Source organism: Phycisphaerae bacterium (assembly GCA_019636475.1).
GTDB lineage: Bacteria > Planctomycetota > Phycisphaerae > UBA1845 > UTPLA1 > JADJRI01.
The window spans coordinates 86,887-105,251 of the sequence record JAHBXN010000008.1; the positions used below are offsets into that span (position 1 = coordinate 86,887).

Here is an 18,365-nt window from a genome sequence, read left to right on the forward strand (position 1 = left end):
CTAGCCGACCAGAATTTGCTCCTCGGGATAGCGTGCAGATGTAACGGCACGTTGTGAAATGACCATGGCGGCGGTGAGCGGCCCCAGTCGTCCGACGAACATCGAAATCGTAATCCACAACTTGCCCGCCGAAGATAAATGTGGCGTCACGCCGGTCGAAAGCCCGACGGTTCCGAAGGCGGACACTTGTTCGAACATCAGATCGAGTGAATCCTTCTCTTGCTCGAATGACTCGGTTAGCGTGAGAATCATTGTTCCCGTCGCGCACCAGATTACGCCAAGCCCGATAATCATGGCCGCTCGCGCAACGACGCTGGGGGGCAGTCGCCGTCCAAGCAATGTGACATCGGTGTTGCCCCGTAGCCAAGCGCGGAGCTGTGAGTACCAGGTTGCAACGGAGGTCGTCTTGACGCCGCCGGCACAGGATGCCGGCGAGCCACCGATAAACATGAAAACCATCATGACCATCAGCGCGGTTCGAGGCAGGGCACCAATGTCAACGGTGTTGAAGCCGGCTGTTCGGCAGGTGATTGATTGGAACGCCGCGTTTGTGATGGCATCGAACCAGGAGACGCTCTGTTCGTAAATGCCCAGAGGCAGTAGCAGCACGGTGCCGACGAGTATGAGTCCCGCGGACATGTAGAGGACGATGCGGGTGTTCAGTGTCCACATGATGGGCTTCATCGGTTGACGTCTGATTTGATTCCAGACCCGCTTGGTGGTTTCGAGTACGACGGCATGGCCCAAACCTCCCAGCACGATCAAGAGCATGATCATGTAGATGAAGGCCGGCGAAGCGACTCTTTGCTGCACAAGGCTGTCGGGGTAGATAGAGAATCCCGCGTTGCAGTAGGCCGAGATCGAATGAAAGATCGCGGAAAATGCGGGAGCCGCTTCACCGGGTTCGGACAGCAGGTCTAGATAGATCACGGCTGCGCCAATCGCCTCGATGATCAGCGTAGCCACGACGATTCGTTTCAGATCGCGGCGGAGTGTTGTCGCGGCGTTGCGCTGGAAGAAGGAATCCGCCACCATTGATTGGGATCGGAATGACATCTTGCCGCCGAGCAACTGCGCGCCCAATGCGGCGAATGTCATGATTCCGAGCCCACCGAGCTGAATCAGCGAAAGAATGACAACCTGTCCAAAGCGGCTGAAGTCTGAATCAGTATTGACGACGGTCAGCCCCGTCACGCAAACCGCGGATGTCGCCGTGAATAGTGCGTCGATCAGCGACAGCCCCGGACGGCTCTGAGAGACCGGTTTGCCATGCGAGATCGGCATCCAGAGAAGCAGCGTGCCGCCCAGGATGAGCACCGCGAATGTAAAGGCCAGCATGCGCTCCGAGCGTTGAAACAGGAGGTCGTAGAACCGCATGGAGAAGCGAGTGACTCTCTTCAGGTCGGTTGCCGACTGCGCGAGAAAGTGAGGATCAGCCGCCATATCGTGTCGGTTCACTTAATGCCGCGTTCAGAGCAGTGGCTGAATCCAAACGCCCAGACTCAACGAAACCGCACCCTCACACGTTGAATCGGAAGTTGATGATATCGCCATCCTGCACAATATAGTGTTTGGGCTCCAGCCGCACTTTGTTGGCGGATTTCGCGCCTTTCATGTCGGTGTGGGCCTTCAAATCGTCGAACGCCACAACTTCGGCGCGAATGAAACCGCGCTGAATATCGCTGTGAATCTTGCCGGCGGCGTTGACGGCGTCAGTGCCATTGGTGATCGTCCACGCGCGCACTTCATCCGGGCCGCAGGTGAGAAACGAAATCAGCCCAACCGCGTCGTAGCAGGTGCGCAGCAAACGCGCGCCGGCCGGCACCGTGAGCCCCAGATCCTCCAGAAACGCCTTGCGGTCATCCGGGTTAAGCTGCGCGATTTCCGATTCGATTTCCGCACAGAGCGCGATGGTCGACTTCGCGTGGCTGTGCTCAAACGGCGGCGGAGCGGCGATCCGGTCTTCTCCGACGTTGATGACAACGATGATCGGTTTCAACGTAAGGAATCCGAAACTGGCGGCGATGCGGTGCTCATCCTCGTTCTGAATCGCGCTGAGCACCGGGGCCTCGCTTTCCAGGGCCTGTCTCACACGCTGCATCATCGCCAGCTCACGCAGCTCCTGTTCGCGGGTCTTTGAGGGCTTCTGCGTCGATTTTTCCAGCTTCTCAATGCGATTCACAACCTGCTCGAGGTCGGCGAAGATCAATTCAGTCAGCAGTTCATCGAGATCGGCCTTCGCGTCGATACGGTTGCGGTACATCACCACCGAGTCGTTACTGAATGCGCGGACCACCATCACGATTCCATCGCACTTGCGGGCCTCCTGCATGCGCCTGCGAAATTCGGCTTGACCGGAGGCGTCGGCCAGGGACGCCCCGGGAATGTCGATAAACTCGATATTTGCCGTCGTGTACTTCTTCGGACTGTACAGCCCCGCGAGGTAATCGAGGCGGACGTCGGGGACGTGGACCGTGGTCAGCTGTTCCGACATCGAGTGGCTGGGGTCCAGCGGTTTGCCCGTCAGCGATGAAAACAGCGTGGATTTGCCGGACTGCGGCGGGCCGATGATGGCGAATCTCATGGGTTTGGCATTCCTTTCGAGGCGTGATTGTATCGAATCGGGGCACGTCGTCGACGACTCACCGGCCGCGCATTGCCCGCAAGGCCACCGCCGATATAATCCGGCCCAGTCTGCGGCCGTTGGGTTGCCTGTCGGTTGGGCCCTGGATCAGGGTTCGTCTTCGTAAATTGAGGTTCTCGATTGCGGGCTAAGCTTTGTCTTGGAGATTTCCGGGGGGGCGATCATCGGTCCACGCCCAAACCGCGGCGATCAGTCTGCGCTGCAGGACTCGTCGCGATGGTCGGACTTCTCGTCGCGGCGCCCGGCGGCGGATGTGGTTACACCGCCGATCGGGAGGCACAATTCCGAACGCGGAATGCGAACAATGACCGCATTCGCACAGTTGCCCTGGACATCCTGGATTCGCGAGAGTTTCGTCGCGATCTGGAGCTGCAACTGACGGAGGCCCTCGCAAAGCGAATCGAGGCCGAATCGCCTTTCAAGCTGGCGAAGAAGGAGTTTGCTGACACCATCCTCACTGGCGAGGTGAAGGAAGTCAGACAGGGCACGCTGGGGCGGGACTTTCGAGAAGTGCGCCCGCGCGAGACGGCCGCGACGTTGGTCGTGGGATTTCAATGGAAAGACCTTCGCACGGGCGAAGTGCTGGTGGATCATCCAAGATTTGTGCAGACCGTGGATTACATTCGTCCTTTGGGGGAGGACTTTTATCACGCCATGCAGCGGGCTTGCGATCGGATGGCTGAGCGAATCGTCGAAGAGATGGAATCCGACAATTGGTAATGTCGCTGCCTGCGCTATAATCCGATAGTGTATGAACGGCCGTGTGAAGGCTGTTTGGGAATCCGCGCGTTGCGCGTTTATGGGACATTGGTAGATGGCTGAATCCGGGCCCCCATCCGATCCGAACTCCGGCGGCAACACACCGGGCCGACCTTCTCCGCGCCGTAAGTTGACGGGCGGGGCAATGAGTTGGATCGGCTTTGTGCTGATCGCGCTGATGATCGTCATGGTCGTGACGCAGGGATATCCCCAGCGGACCGAGATGAGCATCGATCAGTTTTGGAAGAACGCGGCAGCCGGCGAGTTCGCTGAGATTACGGTTCGCGATGACGCCATCATGGGCAAGTTTCGTGATGATGTGCAGGGTCAGCGTGGCCGTCGAGCCGCTCCTCGCGAGTTCCGAGTCGAATACAACACGATGACGAGCGTCCAGGAGCTTGTCGACAAACTGATGACGGTCAGTCCGGGCACGACCATCAAGTATCAGCGGAGCAATGAGCCGTATATCACGATGCTGCTGGGTATTGTGCCGTGGCTTCTGATTCTCGGCTTTATCTGGTTCTTCGTCTTTCGTCAGCTTCGATCATCCGCCGGTGGCGCCGGCATGCTTGGCAATTTCGGCAGATCGCGACATCGGGTCAGCAACAAGGAACTCACCAACATCACATTCAAGGATGTTGCAGGCGTTGAAGAGGCGAAAGAGGAAGTCGCTGAAATCATCGAGTTCCTCAAGAATCCGAAGAAGTTCCAGCGGCTCGGCGGGCGAATTCCGCGCGGCGTGCTGCTGGTGGGCGAGCCGGGCTGCGGCAAGACGCTGCTCGCGAAGGCCATGGCCGGCGAGGCGGATGTGCCGTTTTTCTCCATCAGCGGCGCGGATTTCGTCGAGATGTTTGTGGGTGTCGGTGCATCGCGTGTGCGCGACCTGTTCAAGAGCGCGAAGGAAAACTCCCCTTGCATCATCTTCCTTGACGAAATCGACGCGGTGGGGCGGCGTCGTGGCACGGCATATGGCGGCGGCGGCCATGACGAGCGCGAGCAGACGCTTAATGCGATTCTCGTTGAAATGGACGGCTTCGATACGTCCGACCAGGTGATCGTGATCGCCGCGACGAATCGTTCAGATATTCTCGATCCGGCGCTGACGCGTCCGGGCCGATTCGATCGGCAGGTCTTTGTTCCACTGCCTGATCTGAAAGGTCGCCTTGAGATTCTCAAGGTGCATGCGAAGAAGATAAAAATTTCGCCCGATGTCGATCTCATGAAGCTCGCACGCGGGACGCCCATGTTCAGCGGCGCCGAGTTGGCCGCCACAATCAACGAGGCGGCGATCATCGCGACCATGGCTGAAAAAGACATGGTGGACATGGATGATCTTGAAGAAGCCCGCGATAAAGTCCGGTACGGCCGTTCGAACAAGAGCCGAACGGTTGAAGAACGCGAGCGAACCGCGACGGCCTATCACGAGGCCGGCCATGCCGTTCTCCAGGTGATGCTGCCCGATGCGGATCCACTGCACAAAGTGACGATCATTCCGCGCGGCAAAGCGTTGGGCGCGACCATGTCGCTGCCGGAAAAGGACCGGTACGGCTACGGACAGCGATGGCTGCGAGCGACGCTCCGCGTGCTTTGCGGCGGTCGAATTGCCGAACAGCGGTATTCCAACGATGTGAGCAGTGGCGCTTCAATGGACATCGAACAGGTAACGCGAATTGCCCGAGCCATGGTGCTCGAATGGGGCATGAGCGAACGGCTTGGCTTTGTGCGGTACGCTCCGCTCGAGGCCAACGAGTTCGGCTTCGGCGAGAAGCCCTATTCGGATGAAACTGCCAAGATGATCGACGAAGAGATCCGGCATCTCTGCGAGGAAGCGTTCGCCGATGCGCTGAACCGGCTCAATTCAAACTGGGAGAAGGTGGATGCCGTCGCCCAGGCACTCCTGAAGCACGAAACCCTCGACGCCGAGGAAGTCGCGAAGCTTTGTAGAGGTGAATCGCTGCAGAAGCCGACGCTTTCGGGACTCCTGGCGGACGAAGCGCCGCCGCGATCGCCCAAGCCGATTGTCCAGCCGTCCGCACCGGAGCTGCCGTCCAGCGGGCTGACAGGTGGTACGCTGCCGCATCCCGGTTGATTCAACTTCGGCGAGAATTCAGTCTTTCCCCCCATATCCGGCACGAGTCACGATTCGGACGATCCCCCGACCGCGCCATCTCTCGCCTGCGAACAACCGCTTGAATGACAAATTGCAGCGCTATGGCGCGAGTACGTGGATCGATCGGCCGACAGGCTTGCTCCGCGTCAAGACATGCGGCAAACTGGCGAGCGGTACGAGGAGCCTGCAAGATGTCCAGCGCCGAAGTTGTCATCGTCGGACCGGCCGAGCTGCCGCTGATCGTTGATCTATACAACGAGATATTCCGGCCGCCGCGAAACGTGGAGTTTTTTCGGCGTCGGTTGCTGGGTCGTTATAACCCGCTGCTGCTCATCGCGAACCTGGACGGCCGCCCCGTCGGATTCTCAACGGGATTTGAGCTGAAGCCGACCGTTTACTTTGGCTGGCTGCTGGGAGTCCGGGCGGAAGTGCGTCGAAGTGGGATTGCAGCGCAGATTCACGAGGCTCAGTGCGCATGGGCCACGGAGCACGGATACCGGCATTTGCGAATGGAGTGTCACAACGCGCATCGGGCGATTCTGCACATGGCGATTGAGATGAACTTCAACATTGTCGGCGTGCGCTGGGATCCGGATCGCCATGACAATCTGATCATTTTCGAGAAACTGCTTGTCGAGAATGCTGAAGGCGAGGCGGACTGATCCGCGGGGGCGATCCGTCCAAGACCGGAGTCAGAACGGCGTTTCGCCGGCATGATCGTCGTCGAGACGATCATCGGCAGCCAGGTGCGGGCCCGAGTTGGACGGCGGTCTTTCGCGCCGGGGCGGAATTTCGGGCGGCTCGCCCGGATCGAATTCGACATGCCCGCCCATCATGGCCGGGTCATCGCCCATGAATTTAGGTGCGGCGTTGTCGAAGCGTGCGTACTGGGGCGTGAAATGCAGCTCCACAATGCCTGTCGGCCCGTTGCGTTGCTTATCAATAATAAGTTCCGCCTTTCCCATGCTCGCGCTGAGCCGATCGTTGAGGCTGGAACGGTTGGCTGAATCGTCATCGTCGTTCGGCTGTTCCTTCATTTTTGAAAGGTAGTATTCCTCGCGGTGGAGGAGGATGACCGCATCCGCATCCTGTTCAATCGCGCCGCTTTCGCGAAGATCGCTCATGCGCGGACGATTCTGGCTGCGGCCTTCAACCTGTCGATTCAACTGGGCAAGGGCGACGATGGGTATTTCCAGTTCACGGCCAAGCGCCTTGAGGCCGCGGCTGATGGCGGCGATCTCCTGTTGGCGGTTTTCTCGATTGGACGGATCGTGCATCAACTGGAGATAGTCGACGAACACAATCTGGATGTCGTGGACGTGCTTGAGTCGGCGGGCCTTGGCTCGCAGTTCCATGATGCTCATTCCGGCGGTGTCGTCGACATAAACCGGTGCGTGCTCGATGTTCTGTCGCCCCATATCGAGTTTGCGCATGTCACGGTCGTCGAGCGTTCCGCGGCGGAGCTTCTGCATGTCGACGTAGCAAAGGGAGCAGATCATGCGTTGGGCCACCTGCAATCGGCTCATTTCCATCGAGAAGAAGGCGGCTGGCACCTTTTCAATCACGCCCACGTATTCGAGCATGGATAAGGCAAGGGCGGTCTTTCCCATGCTGGGTCGCGCGGCGACCACAATGAGATCGCCCTTTTGAAATCCGCCGCCGAGCATTTCGTCAAGAACGAGAAACCCGGTGGGCACGCCGGTCGCTTCGCCACGGCGGACCTTCTCGATCTCTTCGAGCATTTTGGCGGTGCATAAATGAATCGACTCGGGTTGATTGCTGACACGCTGCTCAGTGATATCGAAGAGCTTCTTTTCGGCGACGTCGAGAATTTCGGCGGCGGGCCCGGCCTCTTCGTAGGCCTCGTTCATGATTTCGTGGCTGCATTGGATGAGATCGCGAAGCAGCGCCTTGTCACGAACAATGCGGGCGTAGTGCTCGATGTGTGCGAGCGAGGGCACACTTCGAACAAGTTCGATCAGGTAGTCGCGTCCGCCGACATCTTCAAGCTGGCGCCGGCGACTCAGTTCGTCTTCCATGACGACGATGTCCATCGGCTTGCGGGCATCGTAGAGATCGACCACCGCCTCAAAAACGAGACGGTGATCGACCCTGTAGAATCGATGGGATTCATCGCGCGGGATGATCTGGAGCACCAGCGCGGTGTATTCGTGGTCTCTGTCGATGAGCATGCAGCCGAGCAAGCTCATCTCGGCGTCGAGATCCTGCGGGAGGGTACGACCTGCCGCAACGGGATCAAGCTTGCGCGTCGGCTCCGGCTTGCGGTTCTGAATCGGACCCTGCGGTTGAACCGGCGCGCTCGACATCGGTGACCTCCGTTCCACGCGATGCTGCTTCCTCTTCGTCGTCCCGCAGCAAGGACTTTTCGGCGACGATCCAGACCTTCACTTCGGCGTCGATGCCTTCTGCCAGGACAATGGGCGCCTGGTAGGTGCCGACTTCCTTGAAGTTGTGGGTCAGCTTGATCTGGTCGGCATGCACCGAGTGCCCTTCGTCCATCAGGGCGCGAGCGATCTCGCGAGGTCCGACCGAACCATAAAGGTGACCGTCGGGTGTACAGGCCGCGCTGATTGTAACCTCGACACCCGTCAAACGTGTCTGGGTTTCGAGAAGAATTTGTCGCCGCTTTTCCCGCTCCATCGCAGCGATCTTCTTATCTTCCTCGATGGCCTTGAGATTGGCCTTGGTCGGTTCGAGGGCGAGATGGTGGGGAATGAGGTAGTTCCGGGCATAGCCGGAGGAGACCTCGACGACGTCGCCGCAGAGGCCGAGATTGTCAATGTCTTTTCGCAGTAGCAACTTCATGGTGTCGTGGTCTCCTGTTAGCCGCAGAAGGGCATAAGGCCGATGAATCGTGCCTGCTTCAGGGCCCGTCGGCTGATGCGTTGATGCTTGGCACAGTTTCCGGTCCGCTTGCGGGCGAAATGCTTGCCCTGCGAGGAGACCATCTTTTGCAGCAGATGAAGGTCCTTGTAATCGATGTCGTCAACCTTTTCGCGGCAGAAGCGACACTTCAGAGCCTCGCGAACCTTGGTTCGCTTGTTCTTCTTGTCCGCTCCGCCACGAGACTTCGGATTTGTCATTGTGCGCATTTTTGAGATTCCCAAACTTCGTGAAACGCCAATCGTTTCCACGCGACCAATTTGCCTGACTCTATATTCTCGATTCCGTCATCGACCTGGCGGGCGTCAGAACGGAATGTTATCTCCATCGGGCGCGCCGCCATCGTCCATCGACGGGGCATCACCGTAATCCTCCATCGAAGCCGAAGCGGGGGCCGCCGCTCGCTGCGCGGGGCGGCTGTTGTACGATCGATTCCCGCCTTCGCCGCCGCCTTGCCCGCCACCGGAGCCGAGGAACTGAAAGTTATCGACGACGACGCGCAATCGGCTGCGCTTGCCGCCCTCCTTGGACTCCCACTGGTCGTACTTGAGCCGGCCTTCGACGAGCAGCGGCTTGCCTTTCGACATGTACTGGCCGATGATCTCGGCGGAGCGGCCGTAGGCAATCAGATCGACAAAGCAGACTTCTTCGCGCGTTTCGTTGTTGTCAGTTCGCCATTTCCGGTTGATCGCCATGCCGAATTCGCAGACCGGCTTGTTGTTCGGCATCATGGAAATCTGCGGGTCTCGCGTGAGGTTTCCAGCGAGGATGACCTTGTTGAAATTCGCCATCGCAAACTCCTTCCGAGTATTCTGCATCCAATTGGCGTGCCCGCGAACGATCGACCTTCAGGCCGGTCGGATGCGGTGACGAGCGCGGCGCTCCGTCGCCAGGACGGACGTTACTCAAGCGTCCTCGATTGCGTCGATGGACGGCACATCCATTTCTTCCACGGACGGTTCGCCCCGATCATCGCCGCGCGGACCGCGATCCGGCCGACCGCCAGGCCGCTCGTCGTAGCGGCTGACCAGCTTCGGCGCTTCAGCGGCGAGCGCCTTGGCAATGTCCTCCGCTGTCATGTTCTCCCGATTGAGAAACATGGCGCGGAGGCATTTCTCGCTGAGCTGGACGTCTCGTTCGAGGGCAGTGATCTTTTCCGGTGAGGCATCGAAAAACGTCAGCGCATAAAGGCCGCGCTTCTGCTTCATGATCGGATAGGCCAACCGTCGCTCGTCCCAATTCCTGATGCCGTGGACCTTTGCCTCGGCGCGACTCAGAAAGCGATTAATTTCCGCCTCGGCAGAGGCCCAGTCCGACGCGAGCGCCGGGTCCATCAAAAACATGCCTTCGTAGGTCTTCACAAATCTACTCCTTCAATGCCGGTCCTACCTATTCGACCGTGCGACGGTTTCCAGCGCGCTTCACGAGGTGCAGATGCTTGCTGTACATGCACCGCGTGTCCAGCGTCGCTGGCTATCTTCATTCCTCGTCCGCCTCATGGCGGTTGGTCTCGTTCATTGCGGCGTTAATGCCGCTTCGCAGCCACAACTCGACAGCTTGTGCCGCCTTGACGATGCTCTTCTCGCTCGTGTCGCGCTCATCCGCATGGAACGGACTGAGCACAAAATCCGCAACTGTGCCCCGTGCCGGCCTTCCAATGCCGATGCGGACACGGGTGATGTCCTGCGAACCGAGCAGCCGAATCACATCGGCAAGCCCCTTCTGGCCTCCCGCTGACCCGGCTGATCGCATCCGAAGCCGGCCCAGTGGCAGGTCAACGTCATCGGAGATCACCAGCAGGTCTTCAAGGGCCACATGGTGAAACCGAACAGCCTCAGCGACGCTCTTGCCGCTCAGGTTCATAAAAGTCATGGGCATGAGCAGCATCACCCGATGACCACATGCCTCGCCGGTGTCCATCAGCCCGGCAAATTTCGTTCGCCATGCTCCCAGGCCCCAGCGCTCCGCCAGCAGTCGGATTGTGCGAAATCCGACGTTATGCCGCGTCTCGGCGTATTCGGGACCCGGGTTGCCAAGGCCGACAATTAGCTTCATGCCTTCGCTTCTGTAGCCGGCAGCAGTCGATCAGACACCGGTTCAACGGATGCCAGGCGACAACGGCCAGACCGGCTGCGCCACAAGCCCGGCCGGTTATTTCTCTTCGCCGGCGCCTTCCTCTTCCTTCTTGCCCTTAGCGATGACTTCCGGCTCGGCGGGGCCGCCCTCGGCGGGCGCGGCAACCGTCTCGACCGCGGTCGAAGGCAGTCGGACTGCGGCGACGACCTTTTCAGCATCCAGCACATGGCTTACACCATCCGGCAGGGCGATTTCCTTCACATGAAGCACCTGATTGAGTCCCAGTCCGCTCACATCGACGCGGATGGTCTCCGGGATCGCAGTGACAAGGCACTCGACTTCAATTTCGGAAAGATCGTGCCGGAAGATTCCACCCTCGCCGACGCCGGTCGGCGTGCCTCGGAAATCGATCGGCACCGTGACGCGGACGCGCTCCGACAGATCCACGCGCACGAGATCGACATGGACCAGGTCGATTCCAAGGTGATCGTACTGAGCGTCCTTGAACTGGCAGGGCTGCGTCTTCGAACCCATGTTCAGGTTGACGACGTGCAGGCCGTGCTTCAAGTGCTGCTCGACGTCGTGATAATCGAGGGTGATCGGCATGGGGGCTTCACCGTGGCCGTATACGATCGCGGGCAGCTTCCCTTGTTTTCGCAGGCGGGCGGCGGCGCGGGAGCCGGAAGCCTTTCGCGTTTCAACCGTGATTGTCGGAATTTCCATAAGGCACTGTACCTCTCATCATGACTTCATGAACAGACTGCTGACCGATTGATGTTTGTGAATGCGTGCGATGGCTTCGCCGAGAATCTCGGCAACGCTGAGCACCGTCAGGTTCGGCAGGCGCTGTCGCGCTTCGTTTGTGACCGGGATGGTGTTTGCCACGCTGATGCTGTTGAACGGGGCTTTTTCAAGCCGGTCAAACGCCGGACCGGCGAAGACCGCATGCGTTGCGGCTCCACGGACGCTGCGAGCGCCATGTTCGCGGACAATCCGAGCAGCCTCGCAGAGCGTGCCGGCGGTTGCGATCATGTCGTCGATCATCAGCACGTCCTTGCCTTCGACGTGCCCAATGATGTTGTTCACCATCGCGGTGCTGCCGCTCGTGCGGCGTTTGTCGATAATGGCAAGTTCACAGCCCATGCGCTCGGCATAGCCGCGGGCTCGCTTGACATTGCCCACGTCAGGGCTGACGAGGACCGTTGATTTCGGATCGAGCGCCTTGAAGTGCTTTGTCAGCACCGGCGCGGCTTCGAGGTGGTCCACCGGGATATCGAAAAATCCCTGAATCTGCGCCGCATGAAGATCCATTGTGAGCACGCGATCCGCGCCGGCCTGCGTCAGCAGATTGCTGACGAGCTTCGCGGTGATCGGTACACGGCCTTCGTCCTTTCGATCCTGGCGGGCGTATCCGAAATAGGGCAGTACGGCGGTGATGCGCTTGGCCGAGGAGCGACGCAGACAATCCATGAACACGAGCAGTTCCATGAGATTGTCATTCACCGGCCGGCAGGTGGATTGCACGATGAACACATCGCGGCCGCGCACGTCCTCATGGAGCTTGACGAAAAGTTCGCCATCAGGAAACGTCTCGAGGTGCGCGCGGCCCGGATGCGTCTCAAGGTAATTGCAGATCTCGTCAGTCAGCGCAGGATTGGAGCGACCGCTGAAGATTCTGAGTTGTTCTGTCGGGTTGACCATACTGCAATCCGGTCACGTGCCGGCTCGTTCACTCGCAATTGGCGGCTGACGGAGTACCGACGTCGGCCTGCGGCTGATGGTGCTGGTCGACTTGCGGCCGGTCGCCGCCGTGTCGATCGCACTGAGAATCCCGGGACCCACGATCGAATCGTCTTCAACGATGGCTCCATCGCCGACATATGCGTAAGGTCCGACGATGCAGCGTGCGCCGATCCGGGCGTTCCCCTCGATATAACTGAACGGTTTGATCTCGCAGTCGTGACCGACTTGCGCTCGGCTGTCGATCCATGTGGAATCCGGATCGACAATGGTTACGCCCTGTTCCATCCAGCCGTTTTGAATCCGCCGCTGCATCAGTTTCGCGACCTCAGCCAGATCGACGCGGGAGTTGATCCCGACCGCATCGACGGCCGGCACCTGGGTCGAAGCGAGGACCGTGCCGCCGTCGGCTCGGATGATTTCGAGCAGATCAGTGATGTAATACTCGCCCTTGGCGTTGTTCGGCTGCACTTTCGGCAGAGCCGAAAGCAGGGTGGCCGCGTCAAAGCAGTAGTAGCTTGGATTCACTTCCTTGATTTCGAGCTGCTGCGGCGTGCAATCTCGATGCTCAACGATTTTCTCGAACTCGCCCGAACTGCCGCGGACGATTCGGCCGTAGCCGGTGGGATCGTCGAGGAATGTTGTCGCGATCGACGCCTTTGCGGCCGCGGCTCGATGACACTGAAGCAAGGCGCTGAGTGTTTCAGCTCGGATCATCGGCATGTCGCCGGCAATAACGATGACATCCCCAACGAAGCCCTTCAGCTTGTCCGCACACATCGAGACAGCGTGCGCCGTGCCTTTCTGTTCAACCTGTTCGACGAATGTCACGCCCGGCTCGTTCGAGAAATGCCGGATGATCGCGTCTTTCGCAAAGCCGACCACGACGTGAAAGCGGTCGAGACCGGCCGACCGACAGGCGCCGAAGACATACGACAGCATCGGTCTGCCGCATAGCTCGTGCATGACCTTCGGCAACTCGGTCTTCATCCGCGTGCTCTTGCCGGCTGCGAGAATGATGACAGCGGCCTGACGCTGGGGAATCTTGCTTTTCTGCGGGTTGTTCATGTGAATCAGTACATTCGGACACATGAATGTCGCCGGGGTTTCGCTTCGACGAAAATCCGGAGCGACCTCAGGTGTCCAATTGCGCCGGCCTTCCCGGCGCCGGACAACGACTACCCGGCGAGGACTCGAACCTCGACAAGCAGGACCAAAACCTGCTGTGCTACCATTACACTACCGGGTAATGGGCGTTATTCGGTTTTCCCTGCATGCAGCGACGACATGGCCGCGATTTCGAGGCTCGGGACAACTGGCCCGGGGCCCAAGGTTCGCTACCATTGATGAGACGCGGCTGCGAAGGTGCTCTCCAAGGCTAGTACGTCCGGCCGCGTTGCTGGACGCCCTTTGACCGCCATCACACTTCGGCTACTTCGGTCTGCCCTCAGGTCGAGCGAGCAGGGCAATATACCCTGTGCGCTGCTGGTGTCAATGGGTCGATATGCAACGGAAGGCTCCGTGCAGTGTGACGTCCGTAACTTTCCTCCCATGCAATGGATACGCTGGTCTAAGCTTCGGTCCGTTGATCTGTGCTTGAAAACAGACCGACTGGTCGGTATAGTAAGGCTATGGACCAGATTCCCAAGGAAACTGCGAAGGAAAGGATCATCCGCCAGGCGATCGAGCTGTTTCGTCGGACCGGATTTCTCGCGACGACGGTGGATCAGGTCTGCGCGGCTGCCGGGGTGAGCAAGGGAGCGTTTTTTCACCACTTCGGCAGCAAGGAGGAGTTGGCGGAAGCCTGCCTGTCGCGTTGGTGTTCGATGCTCCAGGAAATGGAGCAGGAAGCGCCCTTCTGCAGACACCCGGATCCGCTGGAAAAGCTGAAAGGCGCGATGGAATTCCATATCGGGGTCTTTGAGTCGCCCGACGTCATCAAGTCGTGCCTCGCCGGAACGACCGTTCAAGAAGTCTCCGAGACTCACCCACGACTGCGCGAAGCGTCCAATGCGTGCTTTACAGCCGGCAGGATCCGTTTTGCCGCGTTGATCGACGGGGCTGCTGCGGCCTGTGGAAAGCCGGTCGATTCGTCATCGATGGCGGCGCTGTGGCTCGCGACGATGCAGGGGGCGCTTCTGCTTTACAAGGCCTCGAACGATTCTATGGTGATTCGGAGCACGCTGTCGCAGGTTCGCGATTACATCATTTGTCAATTGTCAGCGTCGGATGCGAGTAAGCATGTCGGCGAAGTCTCTTCATCCCCAGATAGCGAGGATTCAAAATGACCGTGGCCAGTCTGTTTTTGCAGGAGTTTGAGCAGGAGAGCCGTACGACTCACAGATTCCTGGAGCGCACCCCTGAAGACAAGCTGAATTGGCGGCCGCATGAAAAGTCCATGACCGTCGGTCAGTTGGCGCTGCACATCGCGGCTGCGCCGGGCGCCATCATCGAGATGGCCATTCAGAATGACGTGGCCGCACCTGATTTCAGCCGGCCCGCGCCTCAGCCTGCAAGCAAGGCGGAGATCATGGCGGCTTTCGCGATGAGCGTTTCGGCGGTGAAGACGAGCCTCCCGACGATTTCCGATGCGGCCATGCAGGAAACATGGAGGGCGCTTCGCGGCGACAAGGTGCTGTTTGAAATGCCCCGCGCGGCGTTTGTTCGCAGCATTCTGCTCAATCACATCTACCATCATCGAGGTCAGTTCGGAGTCTATCTTCGATTGCTCGGCGCGCAGGTACCGTCGAGCTACGGCCCGAGCGCGGACGAGACGCCGGGCGGTTGACAAACCGAGTCGCGGATTTCCCTTGGGCGGTCAGTTGATTTCAACCGTCAGACCAGTCTTGCCCCCGCAAGCCGTCGGCAGTTCTTTTGCGATTCCCGATGCTCCGGTGGATCATGAGCGGGGCCGGATATAGCGGACAGCCGCGGGAAAATCCGCCTCCACCGGACCAGTTCGGACCCAGTCCGACGGGTTCCACTCCGGAAAGAAGGTGTCACCGGGGAAATCCCCTTCGATGGTGGTGATGAACAGTTCGTCGGCCCGATCGATCGTTGAGGCGTAGAGTTGGCCGCCACCGATGATGAAGGCAGTCTCCTCGCTTCGTCGGCGGCACAGTTCGACAGCGTCGTCGACAGTTCGGACCACATCGAGGCACGTTTGATCGGGAGACCTCCGCGCGGCCTCATCGTCGGGGCTGAACAGCACGGCGATGGCCGGATCGCCGCTCTGTGTGAGTGACTTCGCGACCTTTGGCCGATAGCCAGCGTGTCGTGTGATGATGATGTTTCGGCGGCGGGGCAGAGGGCGCCCCATTGATTCGTAAGTCTTGCGTCCCATGATCACTGCGTGGCCTTGGGTGGTGCGTTTGAAGAACTTCAGATCCTCCGGAACATGCCAGGGCAGTCGGCCGTCCTTGCCGATCACTCGGTCGGCAGTCATGGCGACGATAATGATGATCTTCATGCCGTATTTGTAACGCGGGGGGCGGCGGGAGCAAACGGGCCGAATTCGTGTTGTTGATCGGAACGCCGGGCGTGGGGACTTTGCCTCTCGAATTGAATCGGGCCGGAAAGCCGGGGCGACTGTGAATTCATTGTCGCGGGGAAGAACTCACAGCGGGTCTTGATCGTCCTGATTCATGGGCAGTGCGAAGTCGTGTGTTCAGGCGGCGTCGCGTTGCCTGTTGATTTGCAAGTTTGAACGGATCAACCGTTGATACGATGTGGATGGTTCAGCATAATGCTTGCTTGTTATCGCGCGGGGCGCGTGGTGGAACGGACACGGAATAAAGTCATTTTCTTTTATGGATGCTGGAGGCTTAGGATGAGCAGAGTCAGGATGATGACACTGATTGCGGGGCTGGGGGCGACGTGGCTGATGTCGACGGGCTGCGTCTCTCAGGATGAATACCTTCGCGAGAAGTTCGCACGACGAAAGGCCGTCGAACGATGCGAAACGCTCGAGCGCGACCTGCAGGACGAGCGCAACCGCGTGATGGCACTGGAGACGGAGCGAGAGAGCCTTCGAAACCAGTTGAACGCCAAGAACGAACTGGCGGATAACTACAAGGCCGAGCGCGATCGACTGGAAGAGTATGTTGCGAGGCTGCAGGCGGATCTGGATCGCCTCGGTGGACAGGGACTGGGCGAAATCAAGGTCGTCGAAGTGAAACTTCCGCCTGAACTGGATCGGGCGTTGCAGGAATTTGCTTCAAAGTATCCGGACGCGGTTGAATACGATCCACGCCGAGGCGCGGTTCGATGGAAGAGCGATCTGACCTTTGACAAGGGCAGTGATCATGTTCGGCAGAATGTGATCGATTCGCTGAGATCGTTCGCCCAGATTGTGAACTCGCCGGCTGCCAGCAGTTTCGAGGTGGTCGTGGTGGGGCATACCGACAATCTGCGAATCGTGAACCCTGCTACGCTCCGCGACCATCCGACGAATTGGCATCTCTCCGTACATCGAGCCATCTCGGTGATGGGTGTGCTCGGCTCGAATGGCGTGGCTTCGACACGGCTCGGCGTGATGGGTTACGGCGAGTTCCGGCCGCGAGTCCCGAATCCTGCCACGGGCGGCAGCGAGGCCAATCGCCGGGTCGAAATTTTCCTTGTAAGCACGAACGAGGCCATACCGACCGACACGACGGGAGCGGTTGCACCGTACGAACCGGTGCACGTCGCGTCCGGCAATTGACGCGCGCCTCGATCTTCTGATTTGAGTAGAAATTCCGAGAACCGGCGGATTCGCATCCGCCGGTTTTTTTGCGCCAGGCCGATTGTCTCCCGGTTGCGGCTCGCCTGCTTCCAGGGCGGCCGTCCGCTAGGCCCTGGGTTCGGCAGGCTCCTGGCTCAGTTCGAATGCCGAATGTATGGCACGGAGCGCTGTAGGGCCGTCGTCAGCCTTGACGATCACGCTGATGACGATTTCGCTCGTGCTGATGTTCTCGATATTGACGTTCGTTTTGTGCAGTGCGTCGAACATTCTCGATGCAACGCCGGTATGCGTGCGCATTCCGACGCCGACGACCGAGACCTTCGCCAGTCCTTCGCGAATCTTGATGACCACACCGGGAATCTCGTTGGCAAAGCTGCCGCAGATGCTCTCGGCGTCTTTCTTTTCGGCCGCTTCGATGGTGAAGCTGATGTCGGCGGTCCGGCCTCCCTCGTGGATGACCTGAATAATATCGTCAACGATCACGCCCTGTTCGGCGACCCGGGTGAACAATTCGGCGGCCAGACCCGGGCGATTGGGCACGCCCGTGATCTCAACCCGGGCGAGGTCTTTCTTCAGTGCGGCGCCGCGCACAATCACCTGCTGCAAATCGGATGATTCCTTCACGATGTCAGTTCCTCTTGCGTCGGTATAGCTGCTGCGGACGTGAATGGTGACGCCGTAGTTCTTGCCCAACTCGATGCTGCGGGAGTGCATGACCTGCGCGCCGAGCGAAGCCAGCTCCAGCATCTCGTCATAGAAAATGTACGGCAGTTTTCTTGCTTCCGGCACCACACGCGGATCGGCCGTGTAGATTCCGTCCACGTCGGTATAAATCTCGCACACGTCCGCGCCCAGTGCCGCGGCCAGCGCGACAGCGGTCGTATCGGATCCGCCGCGCCCGAGCGTCGTCACGTTGGCCGATTCGTCCACCCCCTGGAAGCCCGCGACAATGACGATGCTGCCTTCCTTCAACAGCTGGATAATTCGGTTCTTCTGGGTGATTTCGCGGATTCGCGCCCGGCCGAAGGCGCCATAGGTCCTCAGACCGACCTGCCCGCCGGTCAGACTGATTGCATCATGACCCGCGTGGTGGATCGCCATTGCCATCAGGGCGATGGAGACTTGCTCGCCGGTGGATAGGAGCTGGTCCATCTCTCGGCGGCTGGGGCGGTCCGTCACCTGATAAGCCAGATCGATCAGCTTGTCCGTGTAGTCGCCCATCGCCGAGACGACGACAACGACCTGATGACCTTCTATTTTGGCACGAATCGCTCGGCGGGCGGCACGGTGGATCATTTCGGCGTCTTTGACGCTCGTGCCGCCGAATTTCTGAACGACGAGACCCATGGAGATTCAATCACCGACAAGGGTTGCATTGAACACGATCACACCGTGAACAGTGATCGAGG

The 18,365-nt window shown here is 59.4% G+C and carries 19 protein-coding genes and 1 tRNA gene; 6 read left to right on the forward strand and 14 right to left on the reverse strand.

Annotation, left to right across the window (positions count from 1 at the left end; all coding sequences use genetic code 11):
- Entirely contained in the window at positions 1-1,377 is a 1,377-nt protein-coding gene (locus tag KF841_13495; GenBank protein MBX3396372.1) for an ATPase, read from the reverse strand.
- 142 nt (positions 1,378-1,519) lie between these two features.
- Positions 1,520-2,584: a redox-regulated ATPase YchF gene (gene ychF / locus KF841_13500; GenBank protein MBX3396373.1), complete on the reverse strand. Its 1,065-nt coding sequence runs from the start codon at positions 2,582-2,584 to the stop codon at positions 1,520-1,522.
- Between the two features lie 276 nt (positions 2,585-2,860).
- On the opposite strand from ychF, the gene KF841_13505 reads away from it, so the two are divergent.
- The 3 genes from KF841_13505 to KF841_13515 all read left to right on the forward strand — a co-directional run bounded on the left by KF841_13505 (position 2,861) and on the right by KF841_13515 (position 6,175).
- Positions 2,861-3,364, forward strand: coding sequence for a hypothetical protein (locus tag KF841_13505; protein ID MBX3396374.1), 504 nt, complete (start codon positions 2,861-2,863; stop codon positions 3,362-3,364).
- Positions 3,365-3,581: 217 nt separating this feature from the next.
- Positions 3,582-5,492 (forward strand): ATP-dependent zinc metalloprotease FtsH, encoded by a 1,911-nt coding sequence (gene ftsH, locus KF841_13510; GenBank protein ID MBX3396375.1) that lies wholly within the window; start codon positions 3,582-3,584, stop codon positions 5,490-5,492.
- Between the two features lie 212 nt (positions 5,493-5,704).
- A complete protein-coding gene (locus KF841_13515) occupies positions 5,705-6,175 on the forward strand; it encodes a GNAT family N-acetyltransferase (GenBank protein ID MBX3396376.1) in 471 nt (156 codons plus the stop codon).
- A gap of 30 nt (positions 6,176-6,205) precedes the next feature.
- Here the strand turns inward: KF841_13515 and dnaB are convergent, their stop codons facing one another.
- The 10 genes from dnaB to KF841_13565 all read right to left on the reverse strand — a co-directional run bounded on the left by dnaB (position 6,206) and on the right by KF841_13565 (position 13,482).
- A complete protein-coding gene (gene dnaB / locus KF841_13520) occupies positions 6,206-7,840 on the reverse strand; it encodes a replicative DNA helicase (protein ID MBX3396377.1) in 1,635 nt (544 codons plus the stop codon).
- Entirely contained in the window at positions 7,770-8,339 is a 570-nt protein-coding gene (gene rplI / locus KF841_13525) for a 50S ribosomal protein L9 (protein MBX3396378.1), read from the reverse strand. Before rplI ends, dnaB begins: the two co-directional genes overlap by 71 nt.
- A gap of 17 nt (positions 8,340-8,356) precedes the next feature.
- Complete coding sequence (gene rpsR, locus KF841_13530; protein ID MBX3396379.1) at positions 8,357-8,617, reverse strand: 30S ribosomal protein S18; 261 nt, start codon at positions 8,615-8,617, stop codon at positions 8,357-8,359.
- Positions 8,618-8,722: 105 nt separating this feature from the next.
- Positions 8,723-9,208 carry a single-stranded DNA-binding protein gene (ssb, locus tag KF841_13535; protein MBX3396380.1) on the reverse strand — a complete coding sequence of 162 codons (486 nt, stop codon included), beginning with the start codon at positions 9,206-9,208 and terminating at the stop codon, positions 8,723-8,725.
- A 114-nt stretch (positions 9,209-9,322) separates the two neighbouring features.
- Positions 9,323-9,778: a 30S ribosomal protein S6 gene (rpsF, locus tag KF841_13540; GenBank protein ID MBX3396381.1), complete on the reverse strand. Its 456-nt coding sequence runs from the start codon at positions 9,776-9,778 to the stop codon at positions 9,323-9,325.
- A 118-nt stretch (positions 9,779-9,896) separates the two neighbouring features.
- The gene (gene pth, locus KF841_13545) at positions 9,897-10,472 is read right to left on the reverse strand and encodes an aminoacyl-tRNA hydrolase (GenBank protein MBX3396382.1); all 576 of its coding nucleotides are present in this window, start codon (positions 10,470-10,472) and stop codon (positions 9,897-9,899) included.
- Positions 10,473-10,568: 96 nt separating this feature from the next.
- The gene (locus tag KF841_13550; protein ID MBX3396383.1) at positions 10,569-11,216 is read right to left on the reverse strand and encodes a 50S ribosomal protein L25; all 648 of its coding nucleotides are present in this window, start codon (positions 11,214-11,216) and stop codon (positions 10,569-10,571) included.
- Positions 11,217-11,234: 18 nt separating this feature from the next.
- Positions 11,235-12,194 carry a ribose-phosphate pyrophosphokinase gene (locus KF841_13555; GenBank protein MBX3396384.1) on the reverse strand — a complete coding sequence of 320 codons (960 nt, stop codon included), beginning with the start codon at positions 12,192-12,194 and terminating at the stop codon, positions 11,235-11,237.
- 12 nt (positions 12,195-12,206) lie between these two features.
- Positions 12,207-13,325: a bifunctional N-acetylglucosamine-1-phosphate uridyltransferase/glucosamine-1-phosphate acetyltransferase gene (locus tag KF841_13560; protein MBX3396385.1), complete on the reverse strand. Its 1,119-nt coding sequence runs from the start codon at positions 13,323-13,325 to the stop codon at positions 12,207-12,209.
- Between the two features lie 86 nt (positions 13,326-13,411).
- A tRNA-Gln gene (locus KF841_13565) sits at positions 13,412-13,482 on the reverse strand.
- Positions 13,483-13,864: 382 nt separating this feature from the next.
- Here KF841_13565 and KF841_13570 point away from each other — a divergent pair.
- Together KF841_13570 and KF841_13575 are read left to right on the forward strand one after the other, a co-directional pair.
- Positions 13,865-14,521: a TetR/AcrR family transcriptional regulator gene (locus tag KF841_13570; GenBank protein ID MBX3396386.1), complete on the forward strand. Its 657-nt coding sequence runs from the start codon at positions 13,865-13,867 to the stop codon at positions 14,519-14,521.
- Positions 14,518-15,021, forward strand: coding sequence for a DinB family protein (locus KF841_13575; GenBank protein ID MBX3396387.1), 504 nt, complete (start codon positions 14,518-14,520; stop codon positions 15,019-15,021). The genes KF841_13570 and KF841_13575 overlap by 4 nt, the downstream gene beginning before the upstream one ends.
- A 111-nt stretch (positions 15,022-15,132) precedes the next feature.
- On the opposite strand, the gene KF841_13580 is transcribed toward KF841_13575, so the two are convergent.
- The gene (locus tag KF841_13580; protein MBX3396388.1) at positions 15,133-15,702 is read right to left on the reverse strand and encodes a dihydrofolate reductase; all 570 of its coding nucleotides are present in this window, start codon (positions 15,700-15,702) and stop codon (positions 15,133-15,135) included.
- 360 nt (positions 15,703-16,062) lie between these two features.
- Between KF841_13580 and KF841_13585 the strand changes: the two genes are divergently transcribed.
- Positions 16,063-16,935, forward strand: a complete 873-nt coding sequence (locus KF841_13585) for an OmpA family protein (GenBank protein ID MBX3396389.1) — start codon at positions 16,063-16,065, stop codon at positions 16,933-16,935.
- A gap of 126 nt (positions 16,936-17,061) precedes the next feature.
- Here KF841_13585 and KF841_13590 read toward each other — a convergent pair whose 3' ends face one another.
- Positions 17,062-18,303, reverse strand: coding sequence for an aspartate kinase (locus KF841_13590; protein MBX3396390.1), 1,242 nt, complete (start codon positions 18,301-18,303; stop codon positions 17,062-17,064).
- Positions 18,304-18,365: the final 62 nt, after the last annotated feature.

Bases quoted from the DNA above. Each gene is read 5' to 3' on its own strand.
- KF841_13495 (MBX3396372.1), bottom strand. From the start codon at position 1,377: ATGCGGTTCTACGACCTCCTGTTTCAACGCTCGGAGCGCATGCTGGCC.
- ychF (MBX3396373.1), bottom strand. From the start codon at position 2,584: ATGAGATTCGCCATCATCGGCCCGCCGCAGTCCGGCAAATCCACGCTG.
- KF841_13505 (MBX3396374.1), top strand. From the start codon at position 2,861: ATGGTCGGACTTCTCGTCGCGGCGCCCGGCGGCGGATGTGGTTACACC.
- ftsH (MBX3396375.1), top strand. From the start codon at position 3,582: ATGATCGTCATGGTCGTGACGCAGGGATATCCCCAGCGGACCGAGATG.
- KF841_13515 (MBX3396376.1), top strand. From the start codon at position 5,705: ATGTCCAGCGCCGAAGTTGTCATCGTCGGACCGGCCGAGCTGCCGCTG.
- dnaB (MBX3396377.1), bottom strand. From the start codon at position 7,840: ATGTCGAGCGCGCCGGTTCAACCGCAGGGTCCGATTCAGAACCGCAAG.
- rplI (MBX3396378.1), bottom strand. From the start codon at position 8,339: ATGAAGTTGCTACTGCGAAAAGACATTGACAATCTCGGCCTCTGCGGC.
- rpsR (MBX3396379.1), bottom strand. From the start codon at position 8,617: ATGACAAATCCGAAGTCTCGTGGCGGAGCGGACAAGAAGAACAAGCGA.
- ssb (MBX3396380.1), bottom strand. From the start codon at position 9,208: ATGGCGAATTTCAACAAGGTCATCCTCGCTGGAAACCTCACGCGAGAC.
- pth (MBX3396382.1), bottom strand. From the start codon at position 10,472: ATGAAGCTAATTGTCGGCCTTGGCAACCCGGGTCCCGAATACGCCGAG.
- KF841_13550 (MBX3396383.1), bottom strand. From the start codon at position 11,216: ATGGAAATTCCGACAATCACGGTTGAAACGCGAAAGGCTTCCGGCTCC.
- KF841_13555 (MBX3396384.1), bottom strand. From the start codon at position 12,194: ATGGTCAACCCGACAGAACAACTCAGAATCTTCAGCGGTCGCTCCAAT.
- KF841_13560 (MBX3396385.1), bottom strand. From the start codon at position 13,325: ATGTGTCCGAATGTACTGATTCACATGAACAACCCGCAGAAAAGCAAG.
- KF841_13570 (MBX3396386.1), top strand. From the start codon at position 13,865: ATGGACCAGATTCCCAAGGAAACTGCGAAGGAAAGGATCATCCGCCAG.
- KF841_13575 (MBX3396387.1), top strand. From the start codon at position 14,518: ATGACCGTGGCCAGTCTGTTTTTGCAGGAGTTTGAGCAGGAGAGCCGT.
- KF841_13580 (MBX3396388.1), bottom strand. From the start codon at position 15,702: ATGAAGATCATCATTATCGTCGCCATGACTGCCGACCGAGTGATCGGC.
- KF841_13585 (MBX3396389.1), top strand. From the start codon at position 16,063: ATGAGCAGAGTCAGGATGATGACACTGATTGCGGGGCTGGGGGCGACG.
- KF841_13590 (MBX3396390.1), bottom strand. From the start codon at position 18,303: ATGGGTCTCGTCGTTCAGAAATTCGGCGGCACGAGCGTCAAAGACGCC.